Origin of the sequence: Mesorhizobium opportunistum WSM2075 (genome assembly GCF_000176035.2) — a bacterium.
Classification (GTDB): domain Bacteria; phylum Pseudomonadota; class Alphaproteobacteria; order Rhizobiales; family Rhizobiaceae; genus Mesorhizobium; species Mesorhizobium opportunistum.
In genome coordinates, this window is sequence record NC_015675.1 from 4,034,718 (window position 1) to 4,049,647 (window position 14,930).

General features: G+C 63.7%; 17 protein-coding genes. 7 read left to right on the forward strand and 10 right to left on the reverse strand.

Going from position 1 to position 14,930, the window contains the following annotated elements:
• Window positions 1-25 precede the first annotated feature (25 nt).
• On the forward strand, window positions 26-454 hold the full coding sequence (locus MESOP_RS19440) for a phasin family protein (RefSeq protein ID WP_013895049.1): 429 nt from the start codon (window positions 26-28) through the stop codon (window positions 452-454).
• A 259-nt stretch (window positions 455-713) separates the two neighbouring features.
• Complete coding sequence (locus MESOP_RS19445; protein ID WP_013895050.1) at window positions 714-1,211, forward strand: MaoC family dehydratase; 498 nt, start codon at window positions 714-716, stop codon at window positions 1,209-1,211.
• Between the two features lie 125 nt (window positions 1,212-1,336).
• Here MESOP_RS19445 and MESOP_RS19450 read toward each other — a convergent pair whose 3' ends face one another.
• The gene (locus MESOP_RS19450) at window positions 1,337-2,791 is read right to left on the reverse strand and encodes an MFS transporter (RefSeq protein ID WP_013895051.1); all 1,455 of its coding nucleotides are present in this window, start codon (window positions 2,789-2,791) and stop codon (window positions 1,337-1,339) included.
• Between the two features lie 128 nt (window positions 2,792-2,919).
• Between MESOP_RS19450 and MESOP_RS19455 the strand changes: the two genes are divergently transcribed.
• Window positions 2,920-3,810: a LysR family transcriptional regulator gene (locus MESOP_RS19455; protein WP_013895052.1), complete on the forward strand. Its 891-nt coding sequence runs from the start codon at window positions 2,920-2,922 to the stop codon at window positions 3,808-3,810.
• 2 nt (window positions 3,811-3,812) lie between these two features.
• On the opposite strand, the gene MESOP_RS19460 is transcribed toward MESOP_RS19455, so the two are convergent.
• Window positions 3,813-5,246 carry an aminotransferase-like domain-containing protein gene (locus tag MESOP_RS19460; RefSeq protein ID WP_013895053.1) on the reverse strand — a complete coding sequence of 478 codons (1,434 nt, stop codon included), beginning with the start codon at window positions 5,244-5,246 and terminating at the stop codon, window positions 3,813-3,815.
• A 106-nt stretch (window positions 5,247-5,352) separates the two neighbouring features.
• Between MESOP_RS19460 and MESOP_RS19465 the strand changes: the two genes are divergently transcribed.
• Window positions 5,353-6,216: a DMT family transporter gene (locus tag MESOP_RS19465; RefSeq protein ID WP_013895054.1), complete on the forward strand. Its 864-nt coding sequence runs from the start codon at window positions 5,353-5,355 to the stop codon at window positions 6,214-6,216.
• Window positions 6,217-6,230: 14 nt separating this feature from the next.
• On the opposite strand, the gene MESOP_RS19470 is transcribed toward MESOP_RS19465, so the two are convergent.
• The 4 genes from MESOP_RS19470 to MESOP_RS19485 form a co-directional block, all read right to left on the reverse strand.
• Complete coding sequence (locus tag MESOP_RS19470; protein ID WP_013895055.1) at window positions 6,231-7,271, reverse strand: zinc-dependent alcohol dehydrogenase family protein; 1,041 nt, start codon at window positions 7,269-7,271, stop codon at window positions 6,231-6,233.
• A gap of 89 nt (window positions 7,272-7,360) precedes the next feature.
• The gene (locus MESOP_RS19475) at window positions 7,361-7,846 is read right to left on the reverse strand and encodes a DUF4262 domain-containing protein (RefSeq protein ID WP_013895056.1); all 486 of its coding nucleotides are present in this window, start codon (window positions 7,844-7,846) and stop codon (window positions 7,361-7,363) included.
• Window positions 7,836-8,486: a maleylacetoacetate isomerase gene (gene maiA, locus MESOP_RS19480; RefSeq protein ID WP_013895057.1), complete on the reverse strand. Its 651-nt coding sequence runs from the start codon at window positions 8,484-8,486 to the stop codon at window positions 7,836-7,838. Before maiA ends, MESOP_RS19475 begins: the two co-directional genes overlap by 11 nt.
• Before the next feature lie 11 nt (window positions 8,487-8,497).
• Complete coding sequence (locus MESOP_RS19485; protein ID WP_013895058.1) at window positions 8,498-9,196, reverse strand: fumarylacetoacetate hydrolase family protein; 699 nt, start codon at window positions 9,194-9,196, stop codon at window positions 8,498-8,500.
• 206 nt (window positions 9,197-9,402) lie between these two features.
• Between MESOP_RS19485 and MESOP_RS19490 the strand changes: the two genes are divergently transcribed.
• Window positions 9,403-10,086 (forward strand): response regulator, encoded by a 684-nt coding sequence (locus MESOP_RS19490; RefSeq protein WP_013895059.1) that lies wholly within the window; start codon window positions 9,403-9,405, stop codon window positions 10,084-10,086.
• 177 nt (window positions 10,087-10,263) lie between these two features.
• On the opposite strand, the gene MESOP_RS33835 is transcribed toward MESOP_RS19490, so the two are convergent.
• Entirely contained in the window at window positions 10,264-10,659 is a 396-nt protein-coding gene (locus MESOP_RS33835; RefSeq protein ID WP_013895060.1) for a hypothetical protein, read from the reverse strand.
• A 14-nt stretch (window positions 10,660-10,673) separates the two neighbouring features.
• On the reverse strand, window positions 10,674-11,033 hold the full coding sequence (locus tag MESOP_RS19500) for a lysozyme inhibitor LprI family protein (protein ID WP_013895061.1): 360 nt from the start codon (window positions 11,031-11,033) through the stop codon (window positions 10,674-10,676).
• A gap of 86 nt (window positions 11,034-11,119) precedes the next feature.
• Between MESOP_RS19500 and MESOP_RS36780 the strand changes: the two genes are divergently transcribed.
• Window positions 11,120-11,455 (forward strand): DnaT-like ssDNA-binding protein, encoded by a 336-nt coding sequence (locus tag MESOP_RS36780; protein WP_425339707.1) that lies wholly within the window; start codon window positions 11,120-11,122, stop codon window positions 11,453-11,455.
• 101 nt (window positions 11,456-11,556) lie between these two features.
• Here MESOP_RS36780 and MESOP_RS19510 read toward each other — a convergent pair whose 3' ends face one another.
• Both MESOP_RS19510 and MESOP_RS19515 read right to left on the reverse strand, forming a co-directional pair.
• Window positions 11,557-12,897: a hybrid sensor histidine kinase/response regulator gene (locus tag MESOP_RS19510; protein WP_013895062.1), complete on the reverse strand. Its 1,341-nt coding sequence runs from the start codon at window positions 12,895-12,897 to the stop codon at window positions 11,557-11,559.
• Between the two features lie 14 nt (window positions 12,898-12,911).
• Complete coding sequence (locus MESOP_RS19515; RefSeq protein WP_013895063.1) at window positions 12,912-14,018, reverse strand: FIST signal transduction protein; 1,107 nt, start codon at window positions 14,016-14,018, stop codon at window positions 12,912-12,914.
• A 343-nt stretch (window positions 14,019-14,361) separates the two neighbouring features.
• Between MESOP_RS19515 and MESOP_RS19520 the strand changes: the two genes are divergently transcribed.
• On the forward strand, window positions 14,362-14,862 hold the full coding sequence (locus MESOP_RS19520; RefSeq protein ID WP_013895064.1) for a (2Fe-2S)-binding protein: 501 nt from the start codon (window positions 14,362-14,364) through the stop codon (window positions 14,860-14,862).
• The last annotated feature ends 68 nt before the right edge of the window (window positions 14,863-14,930 follow it).

Consider the following 14,930-nt stretch of genomic DNA (forward strand, 5'->3'; position numbering starts at 1 on the left):
TCCGCGGCGCAGGGGAGAAGACATCATGGCCAAACAACCGGAATCCGATTCCTTCATGGACATGTTCGGCAGGTTCGGCCGCGACCTGAAGGTGCCCAATGTCGATGTCGAGGCGATCCTTGCCCATCATCGCAAGAACCTCGAAGCCTTGGAGAAATCGGCGCGAGCCGGCGCCGCGGGCGCGACCTCGCTGTTGTCGAGGCAACGCGAGATGCTGCAGGACACGCTGCGTGACGTTGCCGACATGGCGCAGGGCTACCGGGCGCCGGGCAATCCGCAGGAAATCATGGCCAAGCAGACGGAGTTCGCCAAGAAATCCTTCGAGGCCGCGCTGAAAAATGCTGGGGAAGTGGCTGAATTGGCCCGGAAATGCGGCACCGAATCGATCGATATCCTGCGCGCGCGCATCAAGGAGGCGATGGAGGAAATCCGCGCCGGTTATGGGCAGAAATAGGCTCCCGAGGCCTGTCGCTCCGCCTTCATCCGGGCACACCGGCTCGCAGTTCCGCAACCTTGCGCGTAGTTGCATCCACGCCATGGAATAAGCACCAGCAGGGCCGGGAGGCCCGAAAATCCGGATTCGACCCTGCCATTGAATCGCAAGGCATGGCACGATTCCGCTGGAATTCGGCGGAACGGATTCATGCAGGGCGAATTGACAGAGGCCGTCAGTTCGTGGTCCGGAGGCGCTGAAAGCGATCGGGAAAGCAGGAATGACAGAAATACGGCCTAAAACGCCGCCGACCTACGAGCAGTTGAGGATGATGTCCGGGCAGGAACTCGGCGTCTCGGAATGGACCACTGTCGACCAGGACCGTATCGACCAGTTCGCCGAATGCACCGGCGACCATCAATGGATCCACGTCGATCCGGAACGGGCGCGGCGGCAAAGCCCATTTCGCACCACGATCGCGCATGGCTACCTGACGCTGTCGATCATCGGCGCGCTGGCGCTCGGCATGGGCATCGTGCCGGAGAATACGCAGGCTGCGTTCAACTACGGCTTCGACAAGGTGCGCTTCCTGGCGCCGGTCAAGGTCGGCGCGCGCATCAGGCTGCGTACGGTGCTGCTGTCCATGGAAGACAGGGGGCCCGGCCAGTATCTGATGAAGGCCGCCAACACGGTCGAGATCGAAGGCGAGGAGAAGCCGGCGCTGACGGCTGAAACATTGGTCTTGCTCTACGAGCGCCGCAAACGGGCAGGGGCCTGATATCCATATTCAGGTGAGGCCGGCCTGCAAACGCTGGCCTCCTGCGCTTCTCCGTTCTACTGCGTCACAGTAGAACTGTGGTCACGTACTTCAGTACGCTCCGCTCCGGCTCCCGGAAACCACCACTATTGTGAGGCCAACGTGCTAGGTATCCGGCTGGCAAAACGGGCCGAAAGAACTGCCAGGACCAGCGCAGCTAGCACCATGCCGGTTGCCGCTCCGAAAGTGGTCTGCATTCCCTGCGCGGCCGCGGCCGGCGATAGGATCGCCGTGTCCGCAGCGCCTTGCCCCGACGCGACCGCGAATATCGCTCCCATCAAGGATGCGCCTGTGATCAGGCCGAGGTTGCGCGACAGGTTGAGCAGGCCTGATATGACCCCGCGTTCGCCGGCGTCGACACCGCTCATGACGGCTGCATTGTTGGAGGTCTGGAACAGGGCGTAGCCGAAGCAGGTGACGGTGATGGGAACGACATAGCTGGCAATGCCGAGCTTTGTCATCGCGAGCGACAGCAGTAAGGTGCCCATGGCGAGGCCGAGCAGGCCGGCGACCATCATCCTGTGGGCTCCGAAACGATCGGCAAGTCGTCCGGCCAGCAGCGCCGACAGGGCCGAGACCAGCGGCCCGGTGGAAAGCACCAGACCAACCATCGCGGCATCCAGCTCCAGTCCGCGCGACAGGTAGAATGGCGCTACCACCAGGGTCGCCATCATCACCGTGGCGACGATCAGGCTCATGACCAGGCTGGCGCTGAGCTGGAGGTCGCGGAAGCTGGCGAGTTGGACCAGCGGTGTTTTCACTCTCGCCTGCGCAATGGCAAACAGGATGACGCCGATGCCGGCGGCAGCCAGCAGGCCGATGTTGAGCGCGCCGAAACTACCCCGGCCAAGCGTCATCGCCATCGCATAGGCGCCCAGGGTCAGGGCGAGCAGCGCCGTGCCTGTCGCGTCGAACTTGCCTCGGGCGGCATGCGTTCCATTGCTGCGAGCGGGCAGGGCACGCCAGGCGAGCGCAAAGGTCAGGAGGCCCAGCGGGACATTGACCAGGAAGATCGCCCGCCAGCCGAGGCCGGCGATCAGCAAGCCGCCGAGCGAAGGGCCGAGTGTCGTGCCGATCGCGGACATAGCGCCGAGCAGGCCCATGGCGCTGCCAGTCCGGTCCTTGCTCACCGTTTCGGCGACAAAGGCCAGCGTCAGCGCCATCATCAGCGCAGCCCCCAGTCCTTGCACGGCCCGCGCGGCAATCAGCAGCCACAGTGTCGGCGCCAGGCCGCAGAGTACGGACGCCGCTGTGAACAGCGCGATGCCGCCAAGCAGCAACGGCCGGCGCCCGACCATGTCGGCCAGCCGCCCGGCGCTGACGATCAGCGTGGTGATGGCAAGGAGATAGGCCAGGACCACCCATTGCACGGCCTGGAACGAGGCCCCGAACGTCTGCATCAGCGAGGGCAGCCCGACGCTGGCAATGCTGGTTCCGAGTGACGACAAAAGCGTGGCGAGCGACAGGCTGGCCAGCGCCCAGCCGGCGGATTCTTTCTGTTGCGGCGCTGATATCAGCCCATTTTGCTCGGCGACTGCCATGACGATCTCCTTTTGTCGGCTCCGGCACCGGAGCTGTCGGAGATGTAGCCCTGTGGCTGATATGGCGGAAGGCGCAGCATTTGCATGATATTCGTGCACCAAACGCCATATCATGCTATGATCGGCCGATGACGTCACCCGATCTCAATCTGCTCTTTGCGCTAGACGTTCTGCTCGCGGAAGGCAGCGTGGCACGCGCCGCGCGCCGTTTGCGTCTCAGCCCTTCGGCCATGAGCCGGACACTGGCACGGCTGCGCGAGGCAACAGGCGATCCCCTGCTGGTTCGCGCCGGGCGCGGCCTGGTGGCGACACCGCGCGCGGAAGAATTGCGGCGGCAGGTCGGCCCTGTCGTCCAGGACGCCGAGGCGCTGCTGCGGCCTGCCGAGTTGCTTGATCTCTCAAGCCTGGACAACGTCTACACATTGCGCACCAACGAAGGCTTCGTCGAGGAATTCGGGCCTCGTCTCGTCGCCCGCATCGAGGCCGATGCGCCAGGGGTGCGGCTGCGTTTCGCGCCGAAGTCCGACAAGGATGCGATGTCGCTGCGTGAAGCGGCGGTCGACTTGGAAATCGGCGTCGCCGGTGAAACCGGTCCCGAAGTGCGTATCCAGGCGCTGTTTCGCGACCGCTTCATCGGTGTTGTTCGAGCCGGCCATCCCTTTGGCGAAGGCCCGGTGACGCCCGAGCGCTATGCGGCCGGCCGGCACATCAGCGTCTCGCGGCGTGGCCGCGAGAGAGGGCCGATCGACGAGGCCCTGAGCGCGCTTGGTTTGCAGCGGACGGTCCTATGCATGGTGTCGGGTTTCTCGGCCGCGCTCGCCATGGCGCGTGGCTCGGACCTGATCGCCAGCGTGCCCGAGCGGCATACGGTTGGCGCGCGCGCCGGCATGCATAGTTTTCCGCTGCCGGTCGCCACCGTGGAGGTCACCATCTCGATGCTCTGGCATCCGCGCCTCGATGCCGACCCGGCGCAACGCTGGTTGCGCGACTGCGTGCGGGAGGTTTGCGTGAGCCGCTGAGATCAGCGCGCCATCGCCGCCTCGATCACCTTGAAAATCCGCTTGTCTTCGCACTGGGCGACATTGAAGCGGAGGAAACGGCTGGCGGTCTGGGACAGGCTGAACGCATTGCCTGGCGCCAGCACGACATTATCCGAAAGGGCACGGCGTGCGACTTCGGCCGCGTCCACGCCATCGGGCAGGCTGCACCACAGGAACAGCCCGGCCGGCTGGTCGATCCAGGGCGTGATGCCGACCGCCTTCAGGCGGGTGGTGGTCTCGCTCATGGCGCGCGCAAGCCTGGCGCGCAGCAAGTCCATGTGCTTGCGGTAGCTGCCGTCCTTCAGCAGCGTCAGCACCAGTTCGGCCGCCAGCCGTCCGCCGCCGAAGGTCGTGGCGATCTTGAGGTCGGTCAGGCCCTCGATCCAGTCGCGGGGCGCGGCGATGAAGCCGCAGCGGACCGAGGCCGACAGCGTCTTGGAGAAGCTGCCGATCTGGACAACGCGGCTGAGACCATCGAAGGCCGCCAGCCTAGGGGCGGGGGCATGTTCGAAATCGGCGAAGATATCGTCCTCGACAATGGTCAGGTCCGATTGGTCGGCGAGTTTCAGCAGCCGGTGCGCCGTGACCGGCGACAGGATCGCGCCCGTCGGGTTGTGGATGGCGGAATTGGTGATGTAGAGCCGCGGCCGGTGCTCGGCGAGCGCCTGCGCGAACAGCTCGATATCCGGCCCCGACGGCGTGTAGGGGACGCTGACCACCTTGGCGCGGTGGGCGCGCAGCAAAGCGTGGAAATTGAAATAGCAGGGATCGTCGACCAGCACCGTATCGCCGGGCTCGATCAGGAACCGGCACAACAGGTCGATGGCCTGCGTACCCGATTCCGTCAGCATGATCTGTTCGGGCGAGACTTCGATGCCATGCCCGGCCATGCGCCGCGCCAGCAATTGCCGCAAGGGCGGCAGGCCAAGCGGCGTGCCGTAATCGGCCAGCGCGACATCATCGGCACGCGCCACCGTGCGCAGTGCGCGACGCAAGGCGGACTGGGGCATCCATGAGGCCGGCAGCCAGCCGCAGCCGGGTTTCAGGATCTCGTCGCCGGCTTCCAGCGACTGGCGCGAGACCCAGAGCGGATCGACGACGCGATCGAGCCGGGGGCCGATCTCGGCCAGCGATAGCGGCGCCAGCGAGCCGGCGGCATAAAAGCCCGAGCCCGGCCGGGAGCGGATCGCGCCTTCGGCTGCGAGCCGCTCATAGGCCTCGACCACGGTGGATTTCGACACCTGCATGGATTTGGCGAAGGCGCGGATCGAGGGCAGTCGCGCTCCCGGTGTCAGGCTGCGCGCGGCGATACGCTGGCGAATGGTCGCCATGACAGTCTCGACGAGGGTGGTCGCGACAGGGATGGTCGCGACAAGGGCGTGTGCACCGTCCGGTTCCAAAGCGGGTTCAGCCATCTGTACTGCTCGATCGTTCATTACAGTTTCGTGAAATTGTACCCCATTGTCTCTGGCTGCACCATGGGTGTCTGCCCGATAGAGGGCGAAAGACATGGAGCCTGGAATGGACAAGATCGCGAGCGGCTGGCTGAACGGATTTATCGGCGTGCTGATCTTCTCAGGCTCGCTGCCGGCGACGCGCGTGGCAGTGGTGGATCTCGATCCGACATTCCTGACATCGGCCCGAGCGGCGATTGCCGGTCTGCTTGGCCTGGCCATGCTGCTCCTGTTTCGGCAAAAGCGCCCGGAGCGCGGGGATTTGCTGTCGCTGGTGATCGTCGCACTCGGCGTGGTGGTCGGTTTTCCGCTGCTGACCGCGCTGGCGCTGAAGCACGTCACCTCCGCCCACTCGATCATCTTCGTCGGCCTGCTGCCGCTGGCGACCGCGATCTTCGGCGTGCTGCGCGGAGGTGAGCGTCCACAACCGGCGTTCTGGCTGTTTTCCTGCGTGGGCAGCGCGCTGGTCGCGGGCTTTGCGCTGATGCAGGGCGTGACGGCCTCGCCGGTGGGCGACGGTTTGATGCTCGCCGCCATCGTCGTCTGCGGCCTGGGCTATGCCGAGGGCGCCGCGCTGTCGCGCAGGCTCGGTGGCTGGCAGGTGATCTGCTGGGCGCTGACGCTGTCGCTGCCGATCATGCTGGTGCTGACTTTGGCGACCCTGCCGCCGTCGTTTGCCGCCATCGGCTCCCACGCCTGGATCGGGCTCGCCTATGTCTCGCTGTTCAGCATGCTGATCGGCTTCGTCTTCTGGTATCGCGGTCTGGCGCAAGGCGGCATCGCCGCGGTCGGGCAGTTGCAGTTGCTGCAGCCCTTCTTCGGCCTTGCGCTGGCGGCGACGCTGCTGCACGAACAGGTCAGCCCGCTAATGGTGGTTGTCACGCTCGGCGTGGTGGCCTGCGTGTTCGGGGCGAAGAAGTTTGCGCGGTAATTCGAGAAGCGAACTTAAAACTTCGTCACAACCCCGATTCCGATTCCCTCGAAGCCACCCATCGCCATCAACGCGGCGGGCGCCTCGTCGAGGTTGATCTTCTTGCCGACCAGCAGTTCAGGCTTGAGCTTGCCGTGGCGGATCATCTCCATCATCGCCGGGTAGCGATAGGCCTGCATGCCATGGCTGCCGAGGATTTCGAGCTCGAAGGCGATCACCTTGTCCATCGGTACCTGCGGGCGGGCATGATCGCCAAGCATCAGCCCGACCTGCACGTGGCGACCGCGCCGGCGCAGATTGGCGATCGAGTTGAACGAGGTGGTCGGGTGGCCGAGTGCGTCCATCGACATATGCGCGCCGCCATTGGTGATCTGCTTGACCGTCTTGACCACGTTCGGCGTCGTGGACGCATTGATGGTGGCGACGGCACCGATCTTCCTGGCGAAATCCAGCTTCTCGTCGGTGAGGTCGATGGCGATTACATTGGCGCCCATCGAGCTGGCGATCATGATCGCCGACAGGCCGACGCCGCCGCAGCCATGCACCGCCACCCATTCGCCCGGCGTCACCCGGCCCTGGTCGACGATGGCGCGGAACGAGGTGACGAAGCGGCAGCCGAGGCTGGCGGCGGTGGCGAATTCCATCTCGTCGGGCAGGCGCACGAGGTTGGTGTCGGCGTGCTCTATGGCGACATATTCGGCGAAGGAGCCCCAGGCGTTGAAGCCGGGCTGCGATTGATGTTCGCAGACCTGGTGATTGCCCGAATTGCATTCGAAACAATGGCCGCAGCCGACGGCGAACGGCACCGTGACGCGTTCCCCGGCCTTCCAGCGCGTCACATGCTTGCCCGCCGCGACGACGATGCCGGCCAGTTCGTGGCCGGGCACATGCGGCAGGCGGATGTCGGCGTCATGGCCCATCCAACCATGCCAGTCGCTGCGGCAGAGCCCGGTCGCCTCGACCTTGATGACGACGCCATCGGCGGCCGGTTTCGGATCGGGAACGGTCTGGATCGTTGGCGCTTCGCCGAATTTCTCGAAGACGACGGCTTTCATTGGTCACTCCACCCTAAGACGGCATGCATTGCGGGAAACGATAGCCGATTCCTTGTCCGGTCAAGCGGAAATCGATTCCGCCGGACAGGTCAGTCCATGTCCTTTGGCGAAGGCTCGGTATCGAGCAATGGCTGGCGCGCTCGGAACCAGTCGCTGGCGTCGACTTCCCATGGCCAGACCCCTTCGGTCGTGGGAAAGATCAGCTGCATGACACGAAAATCGAGCCCATCGTAGAACCAGATATCCCAGCCGAAATGCTCGCGATAATGCCCCACATGAACGGTGCCGAACTGGCAATCGAAGCCGTTGACGAAGCCGGACGCTCGCTGTCCTGGTTCGAAGATCTCGCCTGATCGGACTCGCCTGCAATATTCGTTGATGATGGATTGGGAGATTTCAGGCTTCAGGCCGATGACGATCAACTCTGGAGCCTTGAAGTTGTGCTCTATGCCAACCGAGTAGCTGAACGGTGGGTTGTCGTCCTCCTCCAACACGTAGAGAATGTGGCAGCCATATGCCTCGACATCGGCCAGCGCCTTGGATTCCGCGGGATCTTTGGCTTCCCTATTCGGCATCGATTTGTTTCTCGGGCGCGGCCTTCTGGAAGCTCGGCAGTGCCATGCAGGCGGCGTTGATGCGTGCGATCGTCGGGTAGGGCGCCAAGTCCACGCCGAAACGGGCGTTGCTGGCGATTTGTGCAACCAGGCAGATATCGGCGAGCCCCGGCGTTTCGCCATGGCAGAATGTTCTGGTCTGCGGCGACGATGCCAGGAGCTTCTCAAGCGGCCGGAAACCTTCGTTCACCCAGTGGCGGAACCAGTTGGTGATGTCCTGGTCGCCGGCACCGAACAGGGTGCGCAGCGAGGTCAGCACACGCAGATTGTTCACCGGGTGGATGTCGCAGGCGATCATCTGCGCCAGCATTCTCACGCGCGCCCGGCCAAGTGCGTCCCCAGGCAGCAGCGGCGGTTCGGGCTGGATCTCGTCGAGATATTCGATGATCGCCAGCGACTGCGTCAAAAGCGTCCCGTCGCCCAGCACCAGCGCCGGCACCAGCCCCTGCGGATTGACCGCGAGATAGGCGGGCTCCAGATGGTCGCCATGGCGCAAATGGTGCGGGACATAGTCATAGCTCAGCCCCTTCATCTCCAGCGCGATCCGCGCCCGATAGGAGGTGGAGGACCGATAGTAATTGTGCAGGACGAACTCGCTCATGGCTATATCGCTCACAATTGGGGCTGGCCAATGGTGACTTCGATCGTGCCGATGCCGTCGACGCCGCCGGTCATCGTCTCGCCCGGCTTGACCGCACCGACGCCGGCGGGCGTGCCGGTAAAGATCAGGTCGCCGGCTTCGAGTTCCATCGCCTCGCTGCAGATCGAGACGATGTCAGCGATCGGCCAGATCAGTTCGGCGAGGTCGGCGTCCTGCCTGACCTTGCCGTCGACCGCGAGCCAGATGCGGCCCTCCCGTGGGTGGCCGCTTTTTTGCGCCGGGACCAGCGGGCCGCAGGGCGCCGAGCGGTCGAATGCCTTCGACCAGTCCCAAGGCCGCGCCGCCTTCTTGGCCTCGTCCTGCAAATCGCGGCGGGTTAGGTCGATGCCGACGCCATAACCCCAGACATGATCCAGCGCCCGCTCACGCGGGATGCGGAAGCCTGGTCTGCCGATCGCGGCGACCAGCTCGATCTCATGGTGCAGGTTGGCGGTGAGCGGCGGGTAGGGAATGGTCACACCGGAATCGACCACCGCGTCGGCCGGCTTGGTGAAGAAGAAGGGCGGATCGCGCTCATCATTGCCGAATTCGCGCGCGTGCGCCGCGTAGTTGCGGCCGACGCAGAAGATGCGGCGCACGGCGAACCGCTCGGTTGACCCGCTGACGGCGACAGAAGGCGTTGGCGGGACGGGGAGAACGAAAGCGGTCATGGCGGTCTCTGTCTTGGACGTCGGATGCCGGGTACCCTCGGCCGAATTCAGCGGCCGGGCAAGGCGTCGCATTTCACAGGGCACGCGCGCCGCGGTGCCTGTATGAGAATCCGCCTATCAACGGTAGACTATTTGGCAATAATCCGGTCATGCTCGTGGGATTAGCTTGTGCTGGAAACTGAATAGGGGGCTTCGGAACGAATGTCATGACCGCAGTCAATGATCGCGCCCGGTTCCTCATCATCGACGACCACCCGCTGTTTCGCGAGGCGCTGCACAGCGCCGTTCAGATGGCTTATCCGGAAGTCGATACGGTCGAGGCCCGCTCGATCACCGAGGCGCTCGATCTCCTGGCCGACGCCAAGCCTTTCGACCTCGCGCTCCTCGATCTCTCAATGCCCGACGTGCACGGCTTCGACGGCCTGCTGCAGCTCAGGACCCGCTATCCGCGCCTGCCGGTGGTGATCGTGTCTGGATATGAGGAGCCGAGGATCATCTCCGAGGCCTTGTCCTATGGTGCGGCAGGCTTCATTCCGAAATCGGCGCGCAAGAGCGATCTGGCGGCCGCCATCCGCTCGGTGATGGATGGCGCCATCTATGTGCCGCAAACCTATGAGGGCCAGCCGGCGGACGCCGACAGCAGCGACCGCGCCGACATGGTCCAGCGCCTGTCCAAGCTGACGCCGCAGCAGTTGCGGGTGCTGCAGATGCTGCGCCAGGGTCTGCTCAACAAGCAGATCGCCTACGAGCTGCAGGTCGGCGAGACCACGGTCAAGGCGCATGTCTCCGAGATCCTGCGCAAGCTCAATGTCTACAGCCGCACGCAAGCGGTGATCGAGGTTTCGAAGCTGGACAATGCGGAGCTGTTTCGCGACCAGGCGGGGTTTTGATCTTTTCCCTCCCGCTTGTGGGGAGGGTCGATCCGCTAAGCGGAGTGGGATGGGGAGCTTGGCACCACACCCTGGGGCTCCGCGCCGACGGCATTCAGCGCACTTTGGCCGTCAAGAGATCAGGAGCGGCGGGCGTGAGGGCAATTACCACCAGCCCGTCGCGTGGAAGGTAGCAGCCTAGTTATTATCGTCAGCATCCGGATTGTCGACCTGACAGCCAATGCCATGACATCCGATATAATTGCCTTGGGTGTCGAAGTTCGGATTGCCGTCTTTGTCGTACTGAGGCCTGTCATCGATGACACTAGGACTCGCGGTGGATTGGAGATCATTCCTGCGCTTGCGATCTCTTCGGTCCTGCCGTTCCAGATCGTTCATTGTACGGCGCTGGTCGTCGGCGCGTTGCTCGTCCTGATCCCTCATGCAATCGGCAAAACTGTTAGATCCCGGTCGATAGCCGTATGAAGCGCATTTTTCCTGGTCTGCTGCTCGCTGGTCTTCAGTGCTGACGCAGCCGGCAACCGCCAGCGGCACAAGCGCGATCAGCAGATATCTCATCTTGAAGGTCGGCATCTTGTTTCTCCCGGCTATTCTGCTGGCACCGGGCAAGCGAGGTCGCCCTCTTGGCAGTTCAAGTAGGCCTTCAACTGCTTGTTGCGATCCTTGGTAAGTTCAGCCTGACATGCAGCGGCAACCATCGGTGCGGCGGATCCGCCGTCATCCCCACCGGATTGGAAAGTGCATTCGGCATTGCGGAACGCGATCCAAGTTCTCTGCGCTTTCACAAGCCGCGCTTTGCCGCCGGAATCGTCTGCAAGCCGTTTCTGAATTTGCTTGAAGGTCTGGTTCAATCCTTGGTCTGCTCTTTTGAAGTCCGAAGCAGGATCAGCCAGAGCCGCAGTGGTGGCAAACGACAGCGTGGCAATGACAGCAAGTAGAAAACGCATGGTTGTATCCTTCAAATTGCATCAACCATAGGGAAGCACGCATGGGGGATGACCGGCAAGCATTGGCGAATTCGTATAGTAACCAAATGGTTGGATCGGGCATTGCGAACGCGGAAAGCTATTCCAGCGCCGCGAACTGCGCAGCCTATGCCCACAAGGAGGGGAAGTCCTTCGCTTCCTCGCTAGCAGCCGCGGCTGAGGCTGCGTTGCGGCGCGCCATCCGCCGCCTGGAGGCCCGGTATCGCAGCCGGTTTCCAGGCCAGCGGGTGAAAGGGCGTTCTCAAGGTTTGAAGTGGCCCAGATCCGACGCTTACGACCCAAGGTTAACGAGATCGCCAGCGATGAAATTCCGCATGAGATCATCGATGCACGCTGGGAACTCGCCATCATCGAACTGGCCGATCCGGGCAGTCTGGCGCTGACAGTGATGGGGGTAGGGCAAGGTCGAGGGCATCGAGGTCGAGTATGCCGCTGTTCCGGCCGTCGGGGTCGCTTGGATCAGCCTCACCGCACGTTATGGAGCTTAAGCCAGCAAATGTGCCAGCAGCGCCCTTAGTTGTGCCGGTTTCAGCGGTTTGCGCATCAGTTCGATGCCGCCCGCGCGAGCGGCCTTGGCGATTTCCTCGGAACTGTCGGCGGTGACGATCAGCGCGGGCACGGCGCGGCCGAGATAGTTGCGGACCTCAGATATGGTGGCGGTGCCGAGATCGCCGCCGTCGAGATGCTGGTCGGCGATGACGATGTCTGGCACCCAGTCGGTGTCGCCAAGCATGTCCAGCGCATCGTCGGTCGACGTCGCGGCCCGCACCAGGCATTGCCAGCGTTCGAGCAGGAAGGTCATTGCCTCCAGCACCTCGATGTCGTTTTCGACCAGCAGCACCTTGGTGCCGAACAGGCCGTAGCCGCGCGGCCGCTCCAGACTGGCGGCGCTGGCGATGGCGTCGGCAGGGGCGCCGATGCCGACAGGAACATCGATGTGGAAGATTGTGCCGCGGCCTACCTTCGACGAGAACGTCACGGGGTGCCCGAGCGCGCCGGCCATGCGACGCACGATGGCAAGCCCGAGCCCGAGACCGCCGCCGTTGAGCTCGGCATTGGCAGGCAAGGTGCCGCGATGGAACTCCTCGAACACCGCCTCGCGCTGGTCCTCGGGAATGCCGCAGCCGGTATCGGCGACATCGATGCGGATGGTGTCGCCGCGATGCCTGGTGCCGACAAGGACGCCACCCGAACGGGTGTAGCCGAGCGCATTGGAAAGGATGTTCTGCAGGATGCGACGCAGCAATGTGCGGTCGGAGCGGACCACGGCATTGACCGGCCGGAATTTCAGCGACAGCTGCTTGAGTGCCGCCACCGGCTGGAAATCCGAGCGCAGCGACGAGAACAACGCCTCCAGGCTGACGTCGCCGATGTCGGGTTGCACCACGCCGGCATCGAGCTTGGAGATGTCGAGCAGGGTGCGCAGCAGATCTTCCATCGTTTCCAGCGAGCGCTCGACCTGGCGCACCAGCTTCCTGCCTTCGTCGCTGGTCTGCACCTCGGCCAGTGCCGAGACGGAGAGGTGGGCCGCGTTCAGCGGTTGCAGCACATCGTGGCTGGCCGCGGCGAGGAACCTCGTCTTGGACAGGTTCGCGAGCTCGGCATTTTCCTTGGCGGCGCTGAGGTCGATGTTGGATTGCTCCAGTCGGCGCAGCGTCGAATGCAGCTCTTCGGTGCGCGTTCGCACGCGATTTTCCAGCGAAATCGCGGTCTGGAACAGCGAGAAGGCGTTGCCTTGCTGGTCCATCGACCGCTCGACGCGACTGACCAGGGCGGCGTTGATCTTCTTCAGCTTTTCAAGATCGTTTATGCTCCTGAGCGGCATGTTGTCCGGCCGCCTTATTCTGCCGCCTGGCGGTCGCCGAAAGCGATGCCGGTGAAGGTCTGGTTCAGATGCATCGACCGGTACTGCTCGCCATAGGTGCCGAAGCCGACGACATTGTTGATCCGGTAGAGCTCCGAAATGTCACGAAAGACCTGCCGGTTGCGCGCATCCAGCCGGCGCAGCACGCAGTCGAAGCCGAGGATCAGGTCGATGCCACCCAGCCGCTCCTCGACCTCGCGCAGGGCGGCGCGTGTCGATTCCACCATGTCCTTGGGCTGGGCGATCGACAGCACGACGCCGTCGTCGATGGCGCAGAAGAACGACAGCGAACCGTCCGCGTGCATTCTCTGGATCGAGCGGCAATAATATTCGCCGCCCACCTTCACCACCACCGGATGCGAGGCGAAGCTCAACGGCGTCAGGGCCTGCGGGAGAATGCCCACGGAGGCGGCATATTCCTCGGCCGCATTGGTGGCGTTGAACTCGCGCACGATGCGATGATCGGCATCGGATGCCGTCACCACCAGCTTTTCGTCGGTCGGCACGAAATTGTCGGTCTTGAAGACGTGGAAAGGGATTTCCGTGGCGATCAGCACGATGATGGCGCTGTCCGAGCTGACCCTGCCGTTCGAGATCAGGCGTGTCGTCTCGAACTTCAGATCGTCGCCGGCCGAGCCGCCGAGCAGGGGGATGTCGTCAAGGCCCCAGTGGATGGCGGAGCTGACCGCTTCCTCGGCATAGGATAGCCCGTCGATGAAGCAGAGCGCGAACGTGTTCCTGGTGTGCTCGCCGCCGACCCGGCCGCGCAGGTTGCGCCTCAAGGCTTCAACCTCGCTGGTGATCCTGTCCATGCCCGACGAGGACAGATCGTCGACCATGGTGCTGACGGCGGTGAACGCCGCCGAGGGCAGCAGCATGGCGAGCACATGGCCGTCCTCGAGGCCCTGCGGCGTGATCTCGCCGGCGGTCGAGCAGCCGGCATGGTGGAGCCCCGGTGCGTGGGTCAGAAGTGCCCGTGACAGGGCGTCGGCCTCGACGAGGCTCTGGGAGAAGAACAGCAGGGCAAAACCAGCGTCGATGGCGGCAGCCTCGGCCGCCACCGCGCATGCAAATGCGTCCATGTCGGGCTCGTCCGTCGTCAGCGCCGACAAGCCGCATGCGTAGCGCGTCCGTGAACTCGTCAGCGGCGTTCTCCCGCATTTCCTCCGACGCTGTTTTTATGCGCTGCTGTTTTTACAAGCTTCCGGCGCGCGGGCGTCGAAGGACATTGTTGCTTCCAACCGGCGTTTTGGCAATGGGGTGAGGGGAATGCATCGTTGGCCCTGGCCATGACCGAAAGTACAATGATCCGGCTTTTCCGTCGCGCTGTTTTTTGTGCATTGTGCGGTGTACGAATGACGCATGGCCGAAGTGCCACAGCGCGTCGGCAGCGTGATGACCAAGGTTGATACCCAGGGAGGGACCATGTCGGACGTTTCGTTGATGGTGAACGGCAAGCGGGTCAGCGGCGCTGCCGAGGATCGAACGCTGCTGGTTCACTTCCTGCGCGAGAATCTCGGCCTGACCGGTACGCATGTCGGCTGCGACACGTCGCAATGCGGCGCCTGCGTCGTGCATGTCGACGGCAAGGCGGTCAAGTCCTGCACCATGCTCGCGGTCCAGGCGTCCGGCTCCAGCGTGGTGACGATCGAAGGTCTTGCCAATGGCGCCGACCTGCATCCCGTCCAGGCGGCGTTCAAGGAACATCACGGCCTGCAATGCGGCTTCTGCACGCCCGGCATGATCATGACGGCAACCGACATGATCAAGCGCCATCCCGAAGGCCTCGACGAGGTGACGGTGCGGGCTGAACTGGAAGGCAATATCTGCCGCTGCACCGGCTACCACAACATCGTCAAGGCCATCCTTGCCGCATCGAAGACGATGTCGAAGGGTGCCAAGGGCAAGGCGAAGCAAGCTGCGTGAGAGAAGAGTGAGTAGTGAGTAGTCCGTAGTCGGTCTGACCGGCGGCGGTCTTCGCTATTCACCTACTC